The organism is Marivirga lumbricoides, from assembly GCF_014636295.1.
GTDB classification, from domain to species: Bacteria; Bacteroidota; Bacteroidia; order Cytophagales; family Cyclobacteriaceae; genus Marivirga; species Marivirga lumbricoides.
On record NZ_BMEC01000012.1, the window covers coordinates 27529 to 48935 of the forward strand.

The window sequence follows — 21407 nt, forward strand, 5'->3', positions numbered from 1 at the left end:
TTGAGCACAAAGAAAACTGGCGATTTAGGAGAAGACATAGCTGCAAAAATACTTACTAAAAAGGGCTATGAAATACTTGAACGCAATTACCGCTATAAAAGATCAGAAATAGACCTCATCTGTCTATTCTCAGATTTGCTTGTTTTTATCGAGGTAAAAGCACTTAACTCCACTCGGTTTGGCCATCCGGAAGACAGAGTAAACAACCACAAAATAGAAAAAGTAATTGAAGCTGCTGAAGATTATATTTATGCTATCAACTGGCAAAAGGACATACGCTTTGATATTTTAAGCATCGACCTGAAACATCCTGATAATTTTTTACATATTGAAGATGCTTTCTATTAATTAAGGCAACCAAAAATCAAAAACAATCTTGTTCATACAGTTAAAATGCCCTTTCGGACACTTTTGGTAACCTATTTTTGAACAAGGCCTGCAGTTTATTTTATTATTTTCCAGTACAGTAAATTTTGTTTTATAAGGATACATGCCAAACATTGGAATGGTATTTCCCCATATGCTAAATATATTTTTCTTGAAGGCTGCTGCTATATGCATTAAACCTGTATCATGAGAAAAAACATAAGTGGCATTTTTCACCAGGGAAGCAGACTGGTTAAGGTTAAACTTCCCGCAGGCATTGAATATATGAGCTTTCTTATTCATCTCGAACAGTTTTTCTTCATAGGGAGCAGACTTTTCTGTACGTTCGAAAAACTTAACTATTTCTTCTGCAGTTGCAGCATCATCAGGACCACCCACCAAAACTATCGGCTTATTTATTTTATCGCACAATTCAATCATCCGCTTCAAAGGAAGCTTTTTAGTATTATGCTGCGCACCAATTACATAGGCTACATACTCTTTCTGATGGGTTTCAGGAAGCCAGCTATTTTCCACTTCATCTTTTTCAGGTATGAAATAATCAAGCCCAAAACCATCTGTTTTAACACCTAATGGGGCTGCTGCTTCCATATACCTGTCGACAATATGCACATTGGGAAGCTTGTTTACTTTCGCATTTACCATGAGCCATTTCTCCCAATTCAGCTTATTAAATGTTTTTGAAGAAACTCCCAGCCGCGATTTAATCATCTTGGTGCGCAGGTTATTATGTAAATCCACTATAAAATCAAACGCTTCATCCTTTAAACTACTGACTAAATCTGAAAGTGAGTTTTCAAGTGTATGTACTTTATCAACATAAGGGTTATTGTGTAATATATCAGCAAATTGCTTTTTTGTGCAATAGTGCACTTCAACATCCGGCAATTGCAATTTTATAGCCCTAATTACAGGAGTAGTAAGCACTATATCTCCGATTGAGGAAAACCTAATAATGAGTACTTTCTTTATATTTTTCAAAATAATCTTTTAAGGTTAAGCTTTTGACAGGGCCTGTTGTTTTCTTTTTTCGAAATACTTTTCAATTTCAGACCGGCTTAATGCATTGATAGTTTGTTCAGCTGTTAAGCCGGCCTTTCTACCAACACATACACCAAAATACATATCATGATAGCCTGCTTTCTCGTGCGCATCAGGGTTTACTGAAATCATCACTCCTTTTTCCAAAGCATAATGCACATGCCTCCAATCTAAATCTAACCTGTAAGGGTGCGCATTAATTTCAATTACAACACCATACTCTGCGCAGGCATCAATAACAGCTTTATGATTGATAGGATAAGCCTGCCTTTGTAATAAAAGCCTACCCGTAGGATGCCCCAAAATGGTGGTAAAAGGATTAGCAATGGCTTTTATCAACCTGTTTGTAGCGGTTTTTTCATCCATATTGAGTTGAGAATGAATAGAAGCCACAATAAAATCGAAACTAGCTAACACATCATCGGAATAATCGAGAGATCCATCACCTAAAATATCAGATTCAATGCCTTTAAATATCCTGAAATCTCCCATTTTTTCATTTAAAAGGTCTATTTCTTTATGCTGTTCTTTTATCCGGAATTCCTGCAATCCATTAGCATACGCAGCCGTTTTACTGTGATCGCTAATTCCCAGGTATTCATAGCCTAATTCCTTGCAATATTGAGCCATAGCTTCTAAAGAATGTGCACCATCACTGTAGGTACTGTGATTGTGCAGAACCCCCTTTAATTCAGAGACTTCTAATAGCTCAGGCATTTTCTTACTCTTGGCCCAATCAAATTCCCACAGACCTTCCCTCAGTTCAGGTGCTATAAAAGGAAGTTCTGCAGCACTGTATATTGCTTCTTCAGAATCATAATTCTTCTCCTTTAAGAGTTGCGTAAAGCTCTGATTACCTTCAAGCGCATAAGATAAATGAAGCGGACTGGCCGTGGTTCTAAACAATTCGTTTACAAATTGCTCAGGTTTGCATAAATGAATGGAGATTTCGGCTCCGGAAGACAAATGAATAGCTTTCAGGTTTCTCGGACCGGATTGTTTCTCCAGAAACTCTAACTCTTCAGCATCCCTCAAATAATCTCTTAATTTTGCCACCTCAGTGGTAGCCACAAGTAATTCTACCGGTTTAATCACCTCCATCTTTCTCCTCACTTCTCCGGTTAAGGAAACTTTTATGTTATCACTGAGACCTTGAATATCCTCCACCAAGATTTTACCTAATTTCTCTGCCTCTCTGTAATGCAAATAATACCTGTTTTGAATTAAGAAAGAAGCAGATTCCTTTAGCTTTTCCTGAGTTTTATCTCCAAAACCCTTTAGTGCAGCCACTTTATTGGCTTCGCATGCAGTAATCAAGTCCTCAAGCGTTTCTATTTTCAGTTGTTCCCAAATGAGCTTAATTTTCTTGGGGCCAAAACCACTCAATTTCATCATTTCCAGAATACCTGCAGGAGTTTTCGATAGCATTTCCTCATAATACCCCAGACTTTGAGTTCTGTTAATCTCATCAATTATCTTTGCGATACTTTTCCCCACTCCTTCTATTTCTTCCAGCTGATCCAAGGATAAGTCTGCAAGCCTCTTCTCCGTTTTCTCAAGGTTGAATACTGCTGAATTATAGCTTTTTATTTTAAAATCGTTTTCTCCAAACAATTCCATTAGCTTGGCAGTACTCTTTATTAATTTGATTATGTATTTATTTTCCAAAATGATTTACTTTTTTGTAAAATTAAAAGATATATTGTGAAAGCTAAGTATGTAAACTATAATATCCTCTCAATTATTTAATTGTAAAATAATTCTGGAGTAACTTTTATAACATTAACAAAAATTAGTCATAAACAGATAAAAATCAGCCGGGAAAAATTCATTTAAAAAGTAGATTATGCAGGATTGAGATTCTCTATTTTTTCATTTGCCCGATTATAAATTATATAGTAATGAACTATTGGTTAGTAAAACAGGAGCCTGAAAAATATTCTTTCGATGATTTACTGAAGGATAAAAAAACTATGTGGGACGGTGTAAGAAATTACCAGGCCCGCAATAACCTACGAGAAATGAAGAATGGAGACTTAGTTTTGTTTTATCATAGTGTTAAACAAAAAGAAGTAGTGGGTATTTGCGAAGTGATAAAAGAACATTTTCCTGATCCCACTACTGATGATAATAGATGGGTAGCTATAGATATTCAAGCGAAACACAAACTTTCTCAACCGGTAAGTTTAGAACAAATTAAAGGAGATGACAGGTTGCAAAATATTGCACTTATCAAGCAATCCCGTTTATCTGTGCTGCCCTTAAAAAAAGAAGAGTTTGATGTGATTTTAGAATTATCCGAATAAAAACATGCGTATTTCATTCATTTTATTATTGCTCTTTTTCTGCTTCAATGCATATACACAGATTACCCAGCCTCTCAGGTATGAAATTGAGATAGAAGATTTCTACGATCCTTATTTCATAGTTTCTGCCGAGGAAAACGGTATTTTCATATTTAAAGAAATGTCCCTTAAAAGTACGGGAAAAGAAAAAGTATGGCAAATCATTCAGTTAGACACTTCTCTTGTAGAAGTTAATATGCAAGAAGTGATAATAGATAGCAAGTTTTCTTTTAGGGGTTACGATTACCAAAACGGCAAATTTGTAATGCTTTTTCAGGAAGGCGAGGAATATGCCGAAGATCTGTTATTCATTACTTTTTCGGTAGATCAATTAGTATTTAAAACCTACCTCTACGAAAACCTGGTTCCTATTAATCTCACAGAGTTTGAAATGAAAAATGATGCGGTAATTTTTGGAGGAAATGCCAATACCCGCGCTGTTTTAATGATGTATAACTTTTCGGCAGAGAGAGGAGTAGTGTTGCCAGGATTTTATAATGACAGAAGCAGCCTCTTGCAGATTGTAACCAAGTCAGATGACAACCTGGTAAGGATTATTACCAGTGAAAGAAGATATGACAGATCTTACGGCATCACAATACGAGCCTATACCACACAAGGTGAGCTAATTTTCACAGAAGATATTAATGCAAAAGATGACATTAGCCTTACCAACGGCAGAGTAGTAGATAGTAGTAATGGTAGCGATTTATTAGCAGGAACCTACTCCACCAAGAAAAGAAGGGAAACTTCAAGGGGGCTTTTCATTGCTGATTTAAGTGACCCTGAGCAAGAAAATATAGAATATTACAATTATGCCAACCTTGAAAACTTCTTTAATTATATGAAGGAAAAAAGGAAGATGCGGGTAAAAAAAAGGATTGCACGAAAGAAAATTAAAGGTAAAAAATTGAAGTTTAGCTATAGGTTATATGTTCAGGATATCATAAAGCAACGTAACCAAAACATATTAATAGGGGAAGCCTACTACCCTACTTATTCTTCTGGCTCTTACGGATTTAGTCCATACAACAATTTCTCTGATCCCTTTATGTCCAGAGGCAACACCCAGGTATTTGATGGCTACAAGTATACTCATGCTGTACTCATGGCCTTTGACAATAATGGTAATTTATTGTGGGATAACAGCTTTGAAATAAACGATTTAAAAAGTTTTCAATTAGAGAAACATGTACACGTAGCCTTTTCTGAAGAACAAATGGTAATGCTTTACCTGTACGATCAGCAAATAAAAGTTAAAGTAATTAAGGGGCAGGAAATTATAGAAGGAAAATTCACAGAAGACTTAAGACTTATGTATGAAAGTGATGAAATGAAAGCCAATAGCGAAGATTTGGAAGGTCTTGAAAAGTGGTATGGAAACAATTTTTATGCCTATGGGGTGAACAGGGTGAAAAATCTTCGGGACAGCGATATTCAGCTCAATAGAAAAGTCTTTTTTATCAATAAAATAGTGGTTAAATAATTAAGTAGTTTTATATCTTTGCCCCAGCATATGGAAAAGCGCCTGATCTTAGATACTGAACTCCTCCAAATTACCATTAACAGACTGGTAGAAGAGCTTATTGAGAATCATGACGATTTCACTGACACCGTATTAATAGGATTACAACCAAGAGGTATATTTCTTGCGAACAAAATCCAAAAGCGGTTAGAGGAAAGATTAGGAAAGAAAATTCACAACGGTTACCTGGATACAACTTTCTACAGGGATGACTTCCGGAGGAGAGAAAACCCTCTTCAGGCCAATGCTACAAAAATCCCATTTCTGATTGAGGATAAAAAAGTGATTTTGATAGATGATGTGCTTTTCACTGGTCGTACAGTGAGGGCAGCACTGGATGCTATGATTGCTTTTGGCAGACCTCGATTGGTAGAATTGTTAACTTTTATTGACAGAAAATATACCAGAGACCTTCCCATTCAGCCGGATTATGTAGGTAAAAGGGTTAACACTTTAAAATCTCAGCGTGTGTTGGTAGAGTGGGTAGACCAGGGAGCGGAAAGTGATAAAATTTGGTTAGTGACAAACGAGTAAATATGGCAAATTTAAGTGTTGATCATTTATTAGGTATCAAAGAATTGAATAAAGAAGATATCCAGCTAATTTTTGAAACCACAGATCATTTTAAAGAAGTCATTAACCGCCCTATCAAAAAAGTCCCCTCGCTGAGAGATATTACAATTGCCAATATTTTCTTTGAAAATTCTACAAGAACTAAGCTTTCTTTTGAGCTGGCTGAGAAGAGGCTTTCTGCTGATGTTGTAAATTTCTCCTCCTCCAATAGCTCCGTTAAAAAAGGAGAGACTCTGTTGGATACAGTTAACAACATTCTTTCTATGAAAGTAGACATGGTGGTAATGCGCCATGCAAGTCCGGGAGCTGCTCATTTTCTTTCAAGAAATATTAAAGCTAATATTATTAATGCAGGAGATGGCACGCATGAGCACCCTACTCAGGCATTATTGGACAGCTACTCGATAAGAGAAAAATTAGGCAGCTTATCAGGAAAAAAAATAGCCATAATTGGAGACATCCTACATTCTCGGGTAGCACTCTCTAATATTTATGCTTTACAAAAATCAGGGGCGGAGGTAATGGTTTGCGGCCCCAATACCTTATTGCCAAAGTATATCAAAGAACTGGGTGTGGAGGTAAGCCTTGATGTAAGAGAGGCATTAGAATGGTGTGATGTTGCAAATATCCTGAGGATTCAGCTGGAAAGGCAGCAACTTAAATACTTCCCATCATTAAGAGAATATTCTCTTTATTATGGAATTAATAAAAAGCTGCTGGATAGTATAGGAAAGGAAATTGTAGTAATGCATCCAGGCCCCATTAATAGAGGAGTTGAAATCAGCAGTGATGTTGCTGATTCCAAACATTCTATTATCCTTAATCAGGTGGAAAATGGTGTAGCTGTTAGAATGGCTGTTCTTTACCTATTAGCTCAAAAGAAACTGAACTAAGATTTTTCAACTTCCATTAAAAATTGAGCCAGCTCGGCATTTGCTGAAGGTCCGTATCCATCTACAATTGTGCCTTTAGTACCATCTTCAGCTTTTATTTGATATAAAATTGACAAATCATCAGGGTTAGATGCCCCTTCAAACCTAAATTCATTAACTATTTCTACCTGGCCTGCAGAAAATTTACTATTATCAGAAGTTAGTTTTCCATTTACAAATTCAAAATCTTCAGTATATCCCTCAGACTTTAACTCTTCCAGCCGCTGTGTAATGGTTTTCATTTTGCTCATTGATGCTAAACCACTTTTGCTATTTTTATCTAAATCGCTCATATCTCTAATTAGTTAGTGTAAAAAGGTATGAACGACTGGAAACTATATGAGTTTTGAAATTACCTCAACAAAAAGGGATGGACTCCCTCGAGAGTACCATCCCCTAAACCTATATTTTCAAAAAGAAGCTTTTTATCCCCCTTTAATCATCATCTACAGAATCGAAAAAATTAATTAATGGATACTCCCCTGTTGCATCAGCCTGATCTACTGCATAGCCTAAAATCCCATCATTTGTCATAAAACTGACTACTGCGGAACCATTTTCCTCAAAATAATATTCTGTTTCTACTGAAATTTGTTCGGGAACGTAATACTTCACTACAGTAGCGTCTCCTTCTTCTACTTCGACAGACAAACGTCCATTTTCAAAAGAGAAATTGTTGACATAACCATATTTAGAGAGTTCACTTATTTTTGATTGCACTAAAATGTTATAACCATTCATGATTATATTGATTTAAATTATATTACAAAGAACGGCATCCAAAAAAGCATTGTTGTTTTCAAAAGAACGCTAATATTACATGCGTCACTTTTCAATGATGATTTTAAATAATTAACTTTGCACAAAAGAAATAAAACACAAATATGTACTATAACTCAATTATAGATACCATAGGGAATACACCTTTGGTAAAGCTTAACAAAGTAAACAAAGGCATTCCCGGGACTATTCTGGTAAAAGTAGAGTACTTCAATCCTGGCAATTCAATGAAAGACAGAATGGCCATAAAAATGATTGACGATGCTGAAAAAGAAGGCATTTTAAAACCGGGAGGAACAATTATTGAAGGAACCTCTGGAAATACCGGCATGGGTTTGGCACTTGTTGCGATTTCAAGAGGATACAAGTGTATTTTCACTTTAGCTGATAAGCAATCTAAGGAAAAAATGGACATATTGCGTGCTGTAGGCGCTGAAGTAATAGTTTGTCCTACCAATGTTTCTCCTGACGATCCCCGCTCCTATTATTCAGTGGCAAAAAAATTGAACCAGGAGATTCCTAACTCATTCTATCCGAACCAATATGACAATATTTCTAATGCTAAAGCGCATTATGAAACCACCGGGCCTGAAATCTGGAAAGAAACTGAAGGCAAAATAACACACTGGGCTGCCGGAGTTGGTACGGGAGGCTCTATGTGTGGCACAAGCAAATACTTAAAAGAACAAAACCCAAACATTGTTAGTGTAGGGATTGACTCATATGGGTCAGTATTTAAAAAATATAAGGAAACCGGCATTTTTGATGAAAAAGAAATTTATCCTTACCTGACAGAAGGTATCGGGGAAGATATTCTTCCTAAAAATGTGGACTTCTCCATGATTGATTCATTTGTTAAAGTTACAGACAAAGACGGGGCAATCATGACCAGAAGGCTGGCACGTGAAGAAGGTCTTTTCTGCGGTTGGTCTTGCGGATCTGCGGTGCATGGCGCATTGGAATACGCCAAAGAAAACATGAAAGAAGATGATATGATGGTGATCATTTTACCTGACCACGGAACCCGTTATTTAGGTAAAATTTACAATGATGACTGGATGAGAGATCATGGCTTTTTGGAAGCCAATGATTACGCTACTGCAAGAAATATTGTAGCAAAAAGAAACGGCTCCTTTGAATTGAAATCCGTGGAAAGTAATCAGAAAGTAATTGAAGTAGTTAAATTACTTGATCAACTATCAGTTTCTCAATTACCTGTTGTTAAAGATGGAGAATTTGTAGGAAGTGTTACTGACACCAGGCTTCTGAATAAGCTGGTAGAAAATCCTGACCTTAAGAACCAACCCATTTCAGAAATAATGGATGCTCCGTTCAAGTTTATCTCCTCAAACACTACTGTTGACACAATATCTTCAATGATGAACCACGGAGACAAAGCTTTAATGGTGATGGATGATAACCAAAAAGCGCATATTATTACTAAGCAGGATTTATTGATGGCATTCTCTGATTAAAAGAAAATATTTAAAAAATGAGTAAAGGCGGGAAGTGAAGTTTCTCGCCTTTTTTATTCCTTTTCTATTTTTACTGCGGGGTTTAAACTAACAAGTTGAGATAAAAAAGCTTCCTTTTGTTCTGGTGCTATAAAAATCTCATCAAACTTATTGTAGTGAATTATTAAACCATTCTTTGCCCCTAAAGCAATCTTAAGCCCTACATACCATAAGTTTTCGGAAGCAACAACTTTTCTTATTTGATTAACAGGAATTTTCCCATTAAAAAACCCTGAGCGATAGGTAAAGACTTCTTCAGTAAGAAAATATACTGTACCATAATAAAGCCAGCCCAGGAAGATTAATAGCAGTAAGAGAATTGCTGCATAAATGATATATCCCTGAGAAGTATAAAACATTAGCCACACTGCATGAATGAAAGCTGCCAGCATTAACAGCATAATCAACTTGAAAAAATTGGATTTATGTGGAAGGTATTTCATAGCTATTAAAGCTAGAAATAATTTGGATAATATAAAAGTGCGCACGAGAAGATTCGAACTTCCACGGGCTTTCGCCCACCACCCCCTCAAGATGGCGTGTCTACCAATTTCACCACGTGCGCAAATGCTTTGTAAATATACTGCCCTAAAGCAAAAAACCCATCCAAAGGATAGGTTTTTTGTGACTCGCTTGGGGTTTACCTCCATTCGCGGTATAGACTTCTCTCCCCAATCTTGCACTACGTGACTCGCTTGGGGTTCGAACCCAAGACCCCATCCTTAAAAGGGATGTGCTCTACCAGCTGAGCTAGCGAGTCATTTAATTATAAAATTTTTATTCACTTTTTTTTCTTTCATATTTCCCATTGTTGAACCAACTCTACCGATGGGTAATCTTTAGAGAAAAAAAATGCTCCAACAACTTCTTATTGGAGCGCTATCTTTATTAAGACGTATATTCAGAAAATATAGTCTTAAAATAGTGACTCGCTTGGGGTTCGAACCCAAGACCCCATCCTTAAAAGGGATGTGCTCTACCAGCTGAGCTAGCGAGTCAATTAAATATTATTTCAAAATTTCAGACTTAAAACTAAGTCTTACCCTGTTCTGAATCTTTCTTTCAGAGCAATTTACCAGCAGAGCTAGTGAGTGTTTTTTTTGCTTTTAAGGAGGCGTTTTCCTTAATTGCGTTGCAAATGTAAGCACTAATAAATAAAATGCAAAAGGTAATTCTCAAATTTCTCGTTTCTATTTTCTTCTGCTTAGCTTTTTTCACCGTATCAATTGCTGATTCTTTTGATAATGAGCTGGTTACAGCCGACTCACTTTATTCAACAAAATTGTACACTGAATCAATAAAGATTTACGAATCCATTTTTGAAGCAGGAAAAGCAACACCTGCCATGCTTTTAAAGATGGCCAGAATAGAAGAAGGACTCATGAATTACGGACAAACCATCTTCTATCTTGAGAAATATTTTGAGCTTACTGAAGACAAAAAAGTATTACGGCACATTGAGCAAATTGCTGAAAAAGAAAAGCTTTCAGGGTACTCTTACAACTTCGGTTTTTACTTTTCCCATTACTACCAAAAGTGGCAGCCTTTACTTTTAGCAGTGCTTTTAGCCATTTTGATTATCCTCCTCAGCTTCATGATTAAAAATAGAGATAAGCAATTTCTGAAAAGACAATATTTTTCTTTCGCTGTTATTCTTATTGTGCTTATCGGAGTGGCCAATAACATCGTATTCCCCCACTATGCTATCGTAGTAGATCATCCAACTTTTCTTTTGCAAGGCCCATCAGCAGCCTCAAATGTGGTACAAAGAATAGATAAAAACCATAAAATAGTGGTAAAGGACCAGGTAGACGTATGGACAGAAACCGAATGGCAGGATAATAAAGCATACATTAAAACAGATCATTTGAAAAAGCTTTAATTTTTCAAAAATAATGGACTAATTTTGCCGCTTATGGCAAGAAAGAAACACCCCGTTATTGAGAAATTACTTATAGAAAAAATAGCTGCCGAAGGAAAAGCACTTGGCTATTTTGATGAAAAAGTGGTTTTTGTACAAGGAACTGCACCAGGGGATGTAGTGGATGTTAGGGTACATAAAAAAAAGAAGAGTTTTTTAGAAGGTAGTGCAATTAGATTTCACGAAAAATCTAAACTTAGGGTAGAACCGTTTTGCTCACACTACGGCACATGTGGTGGGTGCAAGTGGCAACATTTATCTTATTCAGATCAACTTAACTTTAAGGCACAGCAGGTAACGGATGCTTTGCAAAGAATTGCCAAAGTACCCTTACCGGAAATTCAGCCAATCTTACCTTCTTCCCATACCACCTATTACAGGAATAAGCTCGAGTTTACGTTCTCCAACAGCAGATGGCTAACTCCGGAAGAGATTGCCACAGATCAATCTTTCAGTTCTTCTGCGCTTGGTTTCCATGTACCTAAACGATTTGATAAAATTGTACAAATAGAGCATTGCTATCTACAACCGGAACCTTCCAATAAAATCAGGCTCGAGGTGGATAAAATTGCCAAAGAAAACAATATCACTTACTTCGACCTGGTAAACCAAACTGGCTATTTACGAAATTTAATAATCAGGACAGCTTCAACAGGACAGGTAATGGTTATTTTGCAGGTAGCAGAGGAGAATGAGGAATGGCTTACTTTGATTCTATCTCACTTAAAAAATAAATTTCCGGAGATCACTTCATTATTATACGTGATTAACCAAAAAGGAAATGATACATTCCATGGTCTGGAGGTTCAAACTTTTGCCGGACAGGATCACATTTTAGAAGAAATGGAAGACTTGCAATTTAAAATTGGTCCTAAGTCTTTCTATCAAACCAATTCTGAGCAGGCCTTTGAATTATATAAAATCACCAGGAATTTTGCCGGACTTGAAGGTGATGAACTGGTTTATGACCTTTACACAGGCACCGGAACTATTGCTAATTTTGTGGCAAAAAGAGCAAAAAAAGTAATTGGAGTTGAATATGTGGAAGAAGCCATTGATGATGCCAAATTCAACTCTCAACTCAATAACATCACAAATACCAGCTTCTACGCAGGAGACATGAAGGATATTCTTACTGAAGAATTTCTTCAAATAAACGGACACCCTGATGTAATTATTACAGACCCACCAAGGGCAGGAATGCATCCTGATGTACTAAACATGCTTTTAAGGATAGGGGCTAAAAAAATTGTATATGTAAGTTGTAATCCGGCAACGCAAGCCAGAGATTTAGCCGTACTAGATGAAAAATACAAAGTTACTGCTGTACAACCTGTAGATATGTTTCCGCAAACCCACCATGTAGAAAACGTTGCCTTACTTGAACTGAAATAACAATGAGTGAAGACCAGCTGACAAGGATCAACAAATATTTAAGTGAAGTAGGTTACTGCTCAAGAAGAGCGGCTGATAAACTAATTGATGCAGGAAGGGTAACCATCAACGGGAAAATACCGGAGATGGGCACAAAAGTAAGTGCTAAAGATGAAATTAGAGTAGATGGGAAGCTCATTAATGAATCTCAGGACAAACCTGTTTATATAGCATTTAATAAGCCGGTAGGGATTGTTTGCACAACTGACACCCGGGTGGAAAAAGATAACATTATTGACTACATTAATTATCCTTCAAGGATTTTCCCTATTGGTAGATTGGATAAACCCAGCGAAGGCCTGATTTTTCTGACCAATGATGGTGATATCGTTAATAAAATATTGCGCGCCAGAAACCATCACGAAAAGGAATATATTGTTACAGTAAATAAGCTAATCACCCCTGAATTCCTGGAAATGATGAGGAACGGGGTGCCTATTTTGGACACTATTACCCGTAAATGCAAGGTAGAGCAAATAAGTAAGTTCAAATTTAAGATTATTCTAACGCAGGGTTTAAACCGCCAAATCAGAAGGATGTGTGAATACCTGGATTATCAGGTTATTAGCCTGCGCAGAGTACGCATTATGAATATTAATTTGGATGTCCCTTTAGGGCAATGGCGTTACTTAACTGAAGAAGAACTTCAACAGATTAATGAAATGGTATCTGACTCTTCTAAAACACACGATGAATAATTTTTAGGTATGAGCAAGATGACAAATAACGACTTGTTGAGAAGAATTCGCTTTATTTTTGACTACAGCGATGCTGAAATGATAGCGATTTTCGAAGCTGCTGAAGAAAAAGTTGCCAGATCATTGATTACAGACTGGTTGAAACGAGACGAAGACCCGGAATTTAAAACCATCTCAGATAAGCAGTTAGCTACCTTTCTCAATGGTTTAATTAATAAATACAGAGGAAAAAAAGAAGGAGAACAGCCTCAGCCGGAAAATAAATTAGACAATAACCTCATTCTTAAAAAGCTTAAAATAGCATTGAATCTCAAAACAGAGGACATTGTATCCTTATTTGACCTGGCTGATATGAAAGTAAGTACACATGAAGTAAGTGCCTTTCTCAGAAATCCCAAGCAAAGCCAATACAGACCTTTTATGGATCAATTCCTCCGTAATTTTTTAATTGGCCTGCAAATTAAATATCGTAACAGCTCTGAGGATCAACAGTAAAGCAGATATTGTTAACTTAATGTTTCCAATTAACAAAAAATTAATATTTAACATTAAGTTAACAATTAACATTGAGTTAACACGCCTAAATACCCTACTTTTGCCCCGGTTTAATTCTCACTTACTTTCTAAACGGTTTGGCAAGAATACTTTTAACACTCACCTGCTCACTTTACTTTATATCAAGTGCTTATACTCAGCAAACGGATACCCTGCCCTTTCCAAATATAAATTCTAAATGGTATGAAAGTATATCGATTGGTGGATATGTGCAGGCCAGATATAACCGGCTTTTAGAAACAAACCCTGACCTGGAATGCTCTCAATGTGATGCCAGCTGGGGAGAAGGGGGTGGTTTTTCATTGAGAAGGGTCAGAATTAAGCTGTCTGGAAATATTGGCAAACATGTTTACTTTTATATTCAACCTGATTTCGCAAGCTCTTCTGCTGGTCCTGGTCTTCATTATGGACAACTAAGGGATGCTTACATGGACGTAAGCATAGATCAAAACAGAGAATTCCGATTCAGGATTGGGCAAAGTAAGGTACCCTATGGTTTTGAAAATATGCAATCAAGCCAGAACAGACTGCCATTAGACCGGAATGACGGAATGAACAGTGCTATTAAGAATGAGCGAGAATTAGGTGTTTTCTTTTATTGGGCTCCTAAAGAAATAAGATCGCGCTTTAGCATGTTAACAAGAGAAGGTTTAAAAGGCTCAGGAGACTACGGAGTTGTGGGGCTGGGAATATACAATGGGCAAACGGGAAATGCGACCGAACTTAATAATGAATTACATGTAGTAGGAAGGGTGAGCTATCCTTTCAAGTTGGGAAAACAAATTATTGAACCTGGCATTCAAGCCTACACCGGGGAGTATCAAATTCCTCTGTACAACATTAGCGAAGGGACAATTGTAAATCCAGATCTTAATTATATTGATCAGAGAGCAGCACTCACGTTTGTACTTTACCCACAGCCATTTGGCATTCAGGCTGAGTATAATGTAGGAAGAGGACCAGAATTTAATAAAGAAAATAACACAATTGAAGAAACACCTTTAAAAGGTGGGTACGCTACAATTACCTATAAAACAATAGTAGCTAATCAGTTATTCTATCCTTTTATTCGGTATCAGTATTATGATGGAGGTAAAAAATTTGAACGGGATGCAAGGAGCTATGAAGTAAGCGAATTAGAGATTGGAATAGAATGGAGGCCTGTAAAAGCGTTTGAGTTTGTAGCTATGTATACTATTTCCTCCAGAAGATTTGAAGATTTCCAGAACCAGAATAACTTGCAAGAGGGCAGATTACTTCGTTTACAAGCCCAGGTAAACTTTTGATTCACAAATAGAAAAAATATCTGTATTTTTCTATGCTTCTTAATAACGGAAAGTTCATATCTGCCATAATAATTGGAAATTATCTAAATGGTTTATAGGTAGTTTTTTAAGGCTATGCTAGCTATTTACACATACTTTACCTGTTAACTCTCACCTACCCCCTCCAATATAACCCTCTGCTCATTTAACACTTACAAAGAGTGTATTTTCTTGACATTTAAATAATTAAAGTTTAAATTGTATTAAATACGAATTAACTATCTAACCAAAACCACAATGGATGCACTTATACAAAAAGCGATAAGCCAATTGGGTGAGAAAGAAGTGCAGGGAAAAGACAGTCATAACCCTACAATTATTCAATATGCACAAGAAGCAGGTTTTACCTGGGTTAATGATGATGAAACACCCTGGTGCAGCATATTTGTGAATTGGGTAGCTAAATCCTGCCAGTTAAAATGCAGTAATAAAGCAAACGCCCGCTCCTGGTTAACCATTGGCAAAAATGTTGATGCAAACCCTGAACCTGGTGATATTGTTATATTTTGGAGAGAAAGCAAACTTTCGTGGAAAGGGCATGTCGGTTTTTTCTTTGGCTATTCCCACGATGTCAAACGCGTTTATTGTCTGGGCGGAAACCAGGGAAACCAGGTCTCAATATCTGCTTACCCCTCCGAAACCGTGCTCGGGTTTAGAAGATTAGTTTCCTCTTCCATTACAGTTTTGCCTGAACCTATTTTAAAAATAAATGATAAGGGTAATAGAGTGAAGCTATTACAGACCGCACTAAATTCAGCAGGAATTAACTGCGGAACTTCAGATGGTGATTTTGGACCTAAAACAGAAGCTGCAGTAAGTATGCTTCAATCAATGAGTGGTAATTTAACAATAGATGGAATTTATTCGGTTGAAACCCAACAATACCTTCAGTCATTATTAACGGAGTAAAAGCCCGGCCATTGAGACTCCAGATTAATGGAAAGCAAAACTTAAACATTCAGCAGATTCATCAACCTTGAAAATAAAAAAAAATGAAAGAGTCCGTAAAAGTTTTATCGATAGATGGTGGAGGGATAAGAGGAATTATTCCGGGAACCATTATGCAGGCAATAGAAGAAGATTTTAACATTAAAGTGGCAGACTATTTCGATTTGATTGCAGGCACAAGCACAGGGGGAATCCTGGCATGCGCTTATCTTTGTCCTCATCCAGATGATCCTACTCTACCCAGGTTTTCTGCTAAGGAAGTGGTAAACTTATATTTGGAAAGAGGTACTGAGATTTTTGATATCCCTTTCTTTCACAGAATAAGATCTGTGGGGGGACTAACTGATGAAACTTATCCCTCAAAGGGCCTTGAGAAAGCATTAAATGATTATTTTGGTGATGGTTGGCTGAAAGATCTACTGAAGCCTACAGTAATCACCTCTTATGATATTCACAATAGAAAAGGACATTTCTTCAGGCAACATAAAGCAAATGAGCCTCAAAGAAACTTTAAGGTGAAAGATATTTGCAGAGCCACCTCCGCAGCTCCTACCTATTTTGAATGCTCACAAATTACTGCTGAAGATAAAACCCAGTACTGTTTAGTAGATGGCGGTGTTTTTGTAAATAACCCGGCCATGTGTGCCTATTCTGAAATTAGAGAATATACTAAGCTTACTGCTAAAAACATGCATATTTTATCTCTAGGAACAGGTCACAAAAGAGACTCTTACCCTTACGACAAAAGTCGCAATTTTGGTAAAGCAGAATGGATTAAACCAGCGCTGGATATCATGATGTCAGGTGCTGCAGATGTGACTCATTTCCACATGAGCCAAATTTTTGGTACTATTGAGCGCCCTGAACAATATTTGAGAGTTGATCAGGAAATACCCCCAACAATTAACCCTGAGATGGACTGTGCCACTCCTGAAAATATGGAATCTCTACGGCAGCTTGGATTAAAAATTTATCATGAACACAGAGAGACTATATCTCAATGGATGAAATTAGCCAATGAAAAAGCAGACACACCAGCTCCTGCAGTTTAAAAATGCATTCCTGCTAATTAATCGAATATTATCACTCGCTTATTAGTTATTTTAATCAATTAATCGGCATTTAAAACATTTACACTAAAAAAAATCCGATTAAATTAAATTAAATCCTTCTATCCAAGAATTTGTAAATTTCACTTATTTAATAAGTTATACGATTATCTTTATAATTAAACTAAACCCGATTAAAATGAAAAAATTATTGATTCTATTGCTTGTGTGTTATAGCACGGCAGCCTTTAGCCAAACAAAATTGGTAGAAAAGGTACCTCAAGTAGAAGGGAAAATTGTAATACCCTATGAAAAATATGTTTTAGATAATGGTTTGACCTTAGTTATTCATGAAGACCATTCTGATCCTGTAGTTCATGTAGATGTTACCTACCATGTAGGGTCAGCAAGAGAAGAGCTGAATAAATCTGGCTTTGCCCACTTTTTTGAGCATATGATGTTTCAAGGATCTGAAAATGTAGGAGATGAGGAGCATTTTAAGTTCGTAACAGAATCCGGAGGCACATTGAATGGAACAACAAACAAAGATAGAACCAACTATTTTGAAACTGTACCAAGCAACCAATTGGATGTAATGCTATGGTTGGAAGCAGATAGAATGGGATTTCTCTTACCAGCAGTTACTCAGGAAAAATTTGAAGTACAACGCTCTACAGTAAAAAATGAGAAAGGACAAAACTATAACAACAGACCTTACGGTTTATTTGGTGAAGTAAATGCTGCTTCTTTATATCCTTATGGACATCCCTATTCATGGTTAACCATTGGTAAACTGGAAGATCTGGACAGGGTAGACGTATCTGATTTGAAAAAATTCTTTTTAAGATGGTACGGCCCCAATAATGCCACACTTACTATTGGTGGAGATGTAAACCCTAAAGAAGTGGTTAAAAAAGTTGAGAAATACTTTGGTAGCATTCCTTCAGGACCTGCTGTAGAACCAATGAAACTGGCTCCGGTAACTTTGGATAAAGACAGATATGTATCTTATGTAGATAATAATATCAGGTTTCCTTTACTATTGTTTACTTTCCCTACTGTACCTACTTACCATGAAGATGAGGCTGCACTGGACTGTTTATCAGAAATTTTGGGAGCAGGCAAAAGTTCTTACTTCTATAAGAAATTTGTCTTAACTCAAAAAGCCATTCAAGCCAGTACCTTCCATCCTACAAGTGAATTAGCAGGTGAATTCACCATGTTTACGCTACCTTTTCCAGGCCAAAAATTAGCTGATTTTGAAAAGCAAGTAAGAGATATTCTGGTAGAATTTGAAGCAAATGGTGTAACTGACGCTGACATTGAAAAATTTAAAGCTAACTATGAATCCAATACTATTAATGGTTTAGCCAGTGTAAGAGGAAAAGTAAGTCAATTAGCTGCTTATGAAACTTTTAGAGGTGACCCTAACTACATAGCTAAGGATTTGGAAAGATATCTTGCGGTTACGAAAGAAGATGTAATCAGAGTATTTAACAAGTACATAAAAGGAAAGCCAGCCGTAATTCAGAGCGTTTTACCTAATGCAGAAACAGAACCGGCTGCACCGGATAACTACAAACCGGCAACAGAAGGTGAAAATCCTTTTCCAACTATTGATTATTCAGAGTTATCATACAACAGGCCAAATGATGGTAAGTTTGACAGAAGTAAAAAACCTGTACCGGGTCAGAGCCCTTTGGTAAAAGTACCTGAAATCTGGAAAGAGAATTGGAGCAATGGAATGAAAATTATAGGAACAGAAAGCAAGGAAATACCTACTGTTGCTATTCAAATCACATTGAATGGTGGTCATCAGTTAGATGCAAAGGATCCGGGCAAAGCAGGTTTGGCGCAGCTAACAGCCAGCATGATGAATGAAGGTACAACCAGCTTAACTTCTGAGGAATTTCAGGAGGAATTAAGGAAAATTGGTAGTTCCATTTCAGTGTACGCAGGTCAGAATTCAACCACTATTTCTATCAATACCCTATTGAAAAACCTTGATAAAACTTTAGCGCTTACTGAAGATGTATTGATGAACCCAAGGTTTGATCAGGCTGACTTTGACAGGAACAAGAAGCAAACTATTGAAGGTATAAAATCCAGCGAAACTGATCCTGCAGCTATAGCAAGTTTAGTGTATGATAAATTAATTTATGGTGATAACCATATTTTCTCGGTTCCCTCTTCAGGTGTAACAGAAACTGTTGAAAACATAAGTCTTGATGATGTAAAAAGCTTTTACAAAAAATACTACTCTCCATCAGTAGGAGAATTGGTTGTAGTAGGAGACGTTTCTAAGGAGGAAATTTTGCCTAAGCTTTCCTTTTTAAAGAACTGGAAAGGAGAAAAAGTAACTATTCCTTCATTGAAATTTACCAACACTACAGGTAAAACTAAGATTTACCTTGTTGATAAAAAAGAGGCGGCACAATCACAAATAAGAATTGGATACTTAACAGATATGGAGTATTCCGCAACAGGTGACTACTATAATTCTTATCTGATGAACTATAACCTTGGAGGTGCATTTAACAGCAGAATAAATCTTAAATTAAGAGAAGAAAAAGGCTGGACTTATGGAGCCAGATCGTACTTTGATGTGGGAGAAAACCCTGGGCCTTTTACCGCAACTGCAGGTGTTAAGGCTAATGCCACAGACAGCTCTGTTTATGAATTCATGACTGTGATTTCTGATTATAAAGAAAATGGAATTACTCCTGCTGAATTAGAATTCATGAAAAAATCAATTGGTCAGAAAGATGCTTTAAGCTATGAAACACCGGGACAGAAAGCTGGTTTCCTCAGAAGAATAGTACATTATGACCTTAATGAAAACTATGTTGAAGATCAAATGAAGATCTTAAACAAGATGACTAAAAAAGAAATAGACCAAATTGCCAAGGATAAATTAAAAACTGACCAAATGGTTATTTTGGTGGTAGGAGATGAAGCCAGCAATATTGAAGGTTTAAGAAAATTAGGTTATGAAATTGTAAGGCTCAATACCAAAGGTGAACCTGTTGATGGTAATACTATGGAGGGCGGAAAATAATCAGATTCGTAAATATATCTATTTTATAAAATCCAAATTCCTTTTTTGGTTGATGGAATTATAAAATTGAAATAAGTATTAAAGCATCGGTTCAACAACCGATGCTTTTTTGTTTGCATCTGAACCTACGAGAATCATAAAAAATAAAAACTTATCCTCCTAAATTCGTTTAGAATGGTATTTACTTTTCAACTAATAACAAACACTTACTACCATGAAATATAACATGCTCGGCAATACAGGTTTACTGGTTTCTGAACTATGCTTAGGCACCATGACTTTCGGAGGAAAAGGCTACTGGACAGCTATTGGCCAATTAGACCAAAAGCCGGTAGACGACCTAATGAAGAAAGCAGTAGAATCAGGCATCAATTTTATTGACACTGCCAATGTATACTCCGAAGGGCTTTCAGAAGAAATGACGGGGCAATCGATTAAAAATCTTGGTTTAAAAAGAGAAGAGCTAATTTTAGCAACAAAAGTGCGTGGCACAATGGGTGAAGCTCCCAATCAAACCGGTTTAAGCAGAGGTCATATCTTTAAGGAGGTAGATTCAAGCCTAAAACGTTTAAAAACAGATTACATCGATCTATATCAAATTCATGGATTCGACCCTTTCACACCTATAGAAGAAACTTTACAAGCATTAGATGATATAGTAAAAGCAGGGAAAGTGCGATATATAGGTTGCAGTAATTTAGCCGCCTGGCAAATAATGAAGGCATTGGCTTATTCGGATAAACATCATCTAAGTAAATTTATTTCATTACAAGCATATTACACTATTGCAGGTAGAGATTTAGAAAGAGAGATAATTCCTTTGTTAAAAGATCAAAAGCTTGGTTTAATGGTGTGGAGTCCTTTAGCAGGTGGTATTTTGAGCGGTAAATACAGCAAAGATGGAAAAGGTCCGGAAGGTGCCAGACGGGTAGATTTTGACTTCCCTCCTATTAATAAAGACAGAGCTTTCTCAGTTTTAGATGTACTGCATGATATGGCAAAAGAAAAAAATGTTTCTGTAGCACAACTTTCCTTAGCTTGGCTGTTACACCAGTCAGCTGTAAGCTCAGTAATTATTGGTGCTAAAAAAATGGAACAGCTTGAAGACAACCTGAAAGCTACAGAGGTGCAGTTCTCAGAAAAAGAACTTCAGCAACTAGATGAAGTAAGCCAGTTACCCCCTGAGTATCCGGGATGGATGTTGGAAAGACAGGGCAGGGACAGAAGGCAGCAGCAAGAGGATTTTAAGGTCAAAAAACCTTAACAGCATTAACATAGACAATCAAGCAAGTTCATCAGAAAATAGAACTTGCTTTTTTGTT

General features: G+C 36.7%; 20 protein-coding genes and 3 tRNA genes. 15 read left to right on the forward strand and 8 right to left on the reverse strand.

What is annotated here, in order from left to right:
* Entirely contained in the window at window positions 1–348 is a 348-nt protein-coding gene (locus IEV85_RS17585; RefSeq protein ID WP_188465888.1) for a YraN family protein, read from the forward strand.
* Here the strand turns inward: IEV85_RS17585 and IEV85_RS17590 are convergent, their stop codons facing one another.
* Entirely contained in the window at window positions 349–1368 is a 1020-nt protein-coding gene (locus tag IEV85_RS17590) for a glycosyltransferase family 9 protein (protein WP_188465890.1), read from the reverse strand.
* Between the two features lie 15 nt (window positions 1369–1383).
* A complete protein-coding gene (polX, locus tag IEV85_RS17595) occupies window positions 1384–3096 on the reverse strand; it encodes a DNA polymerase/3'-5' exonuclease PolX (protein WP_188465892.1) in 1713 nt (570 codons plus the stop codon).
* 233 nt (window positions 3097–3329) lie between these two features.
* On the opposite strand from polX, the gene IEV85_RS17600 reads away from it, so the two are divergent.
* Genes IEV85_RS17600 through IEV85_RS17615 form a run of 4 tightly spaced genes read left to right on the forward strand, consistent with a single transcriptional unit; the run spans window position 3330 to window position 6764 of the window.
* Window positions 3330–3734 carry an EVE domain-containing protein gene (locus IEV85_RS17600; RefSeq protein ID WP_188465894.1) on the forward strand — a complete coding sequence of 135 codons (405 nt, stop codon included), beginning with the start codon at window positions 3330–3332 and terminating at the stop codon, window positions 3732–3734.
* Between the two features lie 4 nt (window positions 3735–3738).
* Window positions 3739–5259, forward strand: a complete 1521-nt coding sequence (locus IEV85_RS17605) for a hypothetical protein (RefSeq protein WP_188465896.1) — start codon at window positions 3739–3741, stop codon at window positions 5257–5259.
* A 30-nt stretch (window positions 5260–5289) separates the two neighbouring features.
* Window positions 5290–5832 carry a bifunctional pyr operon transcriptional regulator/uracil phosphoribosyltransferase PyrR gene (gene pyrR, locus IEV85_RS17610; RefSeq protein ID WP_188465898.1) on the forward strand — a complete coding sequence of 181 codons (543 nt, stop codon included), beginning with the start codon at window positions 5290–5292 and terminating at the stop codon, window positions 5830–5832.
* 2 nt (window positions 5833–5834) lie between these two features.
* A complete protein-coding gene (locus tag IEV85_RS17615; protein WP_188465900.1) occupies window positions 5835–6764 on the forward strand; it encodes an aspartate carbamoyltransferase catalytic subunit in 930 nt (309 codons plus the stop codon).
* Here IEV85_RS17615 and IEV85_RS17620 read toward each other — a convergent pair.
* Both IEV85_RS17620 and IEV85_RS17625 read right to left on the reverse strand, forming a co-directional pair.
* A complete protein-coding gene (locus tag IEV85_RS17620; RefSeq protein WP_188465902.1) occupies window positions 6761–7096 on the reverse strand; it encodes a hypothetical protein in 336 nt (111 codons plus the stop codon). The two genes, IEV85_RS17615 and IEV85_RS17620, sit on opposite strands and share 4 nt — an antisense overlap.
* Window positions 7097–7238: 142 nt before the next feature.
* On the reverse strand, window positions 7239–7544 hold the full coding sequence (locus IEV85_RS17625; RefSeq protein ID WP_188465904.1) for a hypothetical protein: 306 nt from the start codon (window positions 7542–7544) through the stop codon (window positions 7239–7241).
* Window positions 7545–7687: 143 nt separating this feature from the next.
* Between IEV85_RS17625 and IEV85_RS17630 the strand changes: the two genes are divergently transcribed.
* Window positions 7688–9058, forward strand: coding sequence for a cystathionine beta-synthase (locus IEV85_RS17630; protein WP_188465907.1), 1371 nt, complete (start codon window positions 7688–7690; stop codon window positions 9056–9058).
* 53 nt (window positions 9059–9111) lie between these two features.
* Here IEV85_RS17630 and IEV85_RS17635 read toward each other — a convergent pair whose 3' ends face one another.
* The 4 genes from IEV85_RS17635 to IEV85_RS17650 all read right to left on the reverse strand — a co-directional run bounded on the left by IEV85_RS17635 (window position 9112) and on the right by IEV85_RS17650 (window position 10095).
* Window positions 9112–9540 (reverse strand): PH domain-containing protein, encoded by a 429-nt coding sequence (locus IEV85_RS17635; RefSeq protein WP_188465909.1) that lies wholly within the window; start codon window positions 9538–9540, stop codon window positions 9112–9114.
* 38 nt (window positions 9541–9578) lie between these two features.
* A tRNA-Leu gene (locus tag IEV85_RS17640) sits at window positions 9579–9662 on the reverse strand.
* A gap of 122 nt (window positions 9663–9784) precedes the next feature.
* Window positions 9785–9857: transfer RNA gene (locus IEV85_RS17645), tRNA-Lys, on the reverse strand.
* A 165-nt stretch (window positions 9858–10022) separates the two neighbouring features.
* Window positions 10023–10095 (reverse strand) — tRNA-Lys (locus IEV85_RS17650).
* A gap of 161 nt (window positions 10096–10256) precedes the next feature.
* On the opposite strand from IEV85_RS17650, the gene IEV85_RS17655 reads away from it, so the two are divergent.
* The 9 genes from IEV85_RS17655 (at window position 10257) to IEV85_RS17695 (ending at window position 21349) form a co-directional block, all read left to right on the forward strand.
* On the forward strand, window positions 10257–10979 hold the full coding sequence (locus tag IEV85_RS17655; protein ID WP_188465911.1) for a hypothetical protein: 723 nt from the start codon (window positions 10257–10259) through the stop codon (window positions 10977–10979).
* Between the two features lie 33 nt (window positions 10980–11012).
* Window positions 11013–12413: a 23S rRNA (uracil(1939)-C(5))-methyltransferase RlmD gene (gene rlmD, locus IEV85_RS17660; RefSeq protein WP_188465913.1), complete on the forward strand. Its 1401-nt coding sequence runs from the start codon at window positions 11013–11015 to the stop codon at window positions 12411–12413.
* Between the two features lie 2 nt (window positions 12414–12415).
* Complete coding sequence (gene rluF, locus IEV85_RS17665; protein WP_188465915.1) at window positions 12416–13150, forward strand: 23S rRNA pseudouridine(2604) synthase RluF; 735 nt, start codon at window positions 12416–12418, stop codon at window positions 13148–13150.
* Between the two features lie 9 nt (window positions 13151–13159).
* Complete coding sequence (locus tag IEV85_RS17670) at window positions 13160–13645, forward strand: YehS family protein (RefSeq protein WP_345259928.1); 486 nt, start codon at window positions 13160–13162, stop codon at window positions 13643–13645.
* 137 nt (window positions 13646–13782) lie between these two features.
* Complete coding sequence (locus IEV85_RS17675) at window positions 13783–14991, forward strand: porin (protein ID WP_229712642.1); 1209 nt, start codon at window positions 13783–13785, stop codon at window positions 14989–14991.
* A gap of 276 nt (window positions 14992–15267) precedes the next feature.
* Window positions 15268–15939: a C40 family peptidase gene (locus tag IEV85_RS17680; RefSeq protein WP_188465917.1), complete on the forward strand. Its 672-nt coding sequence runs from the start codon at window positions 15268–15270 to the stop codon at window positions 15937–15939.
* Between the two features lie 83 nt (window positions 15940–16022).
* On the forward strand, window positions 16023–17030 hold the full coding sequence (locus IEV85_RS17685) for a patatin-like phospholipase family protein (protein ID WP_188465919.1): 1008 nt from the start codon (window positions 16023–16025) through the stop codon (window positions 17028–17030).
* A 196-nt stretch (window positions 17031–17226) separates the two neighbouring features.
* The gene (locus tag IEV85_RS17690; RefSeq protein ID WP_188465921.1) at window positions 17227–20085 is read left to right on the forward strand and encodes a M16 family metallopeptidase; all 2859 of its coding nucleotides are present in this window, start codon (window positions 17227–17229) and stop codon (window positions 20083–20085) included.
* A gap of 214 nt (window positions 20086–20299) precedes the next feature.
* On the forward strand, window positions 20300–21349 hold the full coding sequence (locus IEV85_RS17695) for an aldo/keto reductase (protein WP_188465923.1): 1050 nt from the start codon (window positions 20300–20302) through the stop codon (window positions 21347–21349).
* Window positions 21350–21407 lie beyond the last annotated feature (58 nt).

Excerpts from the sequence above, each read along its gene's own strand:
- IEV85_RS17685 (WP_188465919.1), top strand. The coding sequence starts at position 16,023 with ATGAAAGAGTCCGTAAAAGTTTTATCGATAGATGGTGGAGGGATAAGA.
- IEV85_RS17625 (WP_188465904.1), bottom strand. The coding sequence starts at position 7,544 with ATGAATGGTTATAACATTTTAGTGCAATCAAAAATAAGTGAACTCTCT.
- IEV85_RS17690 (WP_188465921.1), top strand. The coding sequence starts at position 17,227 with ATGAAAAAATTATTGATTCTATTGCTTGTGTGTTATAGCACGGCAGCC.
- IEV85_RS17695 (WP_188465923.1), top strand. The coding sequence starts at position 20,300 with ATGAAATATAACATGCTCGGCAATACAGGTTTACTGGTTTCTGAACTA.
- rluF (WP_188465915.1), top strand. The coding sequence starts at position 12,416 with ATGAGTGAAGACCAGCTGACAAGGATCAACAAATATTTAAGTGAAGTA.
- rlmD (WP_188465913.1), top strand. The coding sequence starts at position 11,013 with ATGGCAAGAAAGAAACACCCCGTTATTGAGAAATTACTTATAGAAAAA.
- IEV85_RS17620 (WP_188465902.1), bottom strand. The coding sequence starts at position 7,096 with ATGAGCGATTTAGATAAAAATAGCAAAAGTGGTTTAGCATCAATGAGC.
- IEV85_RS17655 (WP_188465911.1), top strand. The coding sequence starts at position 10,257 with ATGCAAAAGGTAATTCTCAAATTTCTCGTTTCTATTTTCTTCTGCTTA.
- IEV85_RS17670 (WP_345259928.1), top strand. The coding sequence starts at position 13,160 with ATGAGCAAGATGACAAATAACGACTTGTTGAGAAGAATTCGCTTTATT.
- IEV85_RS17605 (WP_188465896.1), top strand. The coding sequence starts at position 3,739 with ATGCGTATTTCATTCATTTTATTATTGCTCTTTTTCTGCTTCAATGCA.
- IEV85_RS17680 (WP_188465917.1), top strand. The coding sequence starts at position 15,268 with ATGGATGCACTTATACAAAAAGCGATAAGCCAATTGGGTGAGAAAGAA.
- IEV85_RS17635 (WP_188465909.1), bottom strand. The coding sequence starts at position 9,540 with ATGAAATACCTTCCACATAAATCCAATTTTTTCAAGTTGATTATGCTG.
- IEV85_RS17615 (WP_188465900.1), top strand. The coding sequence starts at position 5,835 with ATGGCAAATTTAAGTGTTGATCATTTATTAGGTATCAAAGAATTGAAT.
- IEV85_RS17600 (WP_188465894.1), top strand. The coding sequence starts at position 3,330 with ATGAACTATTGGTTAGTAAAACAGGAGCCTGAAAAATATTCTTTCGAT.
- pyrR (WP_188465898.1), top strand. The coding sequence starts at position 5,290 with ATGGAAAAGCGCCTGATCTTAGATACTGAACTCCTCCAAATTACCATT.
- IEV85_RS17630 (WP_188465907.1), top strand. The coding sequence starts at position 7,688 with ATGTACTATAACTCAATTATAGATACCATAGGGAATACACCTTTGGTA.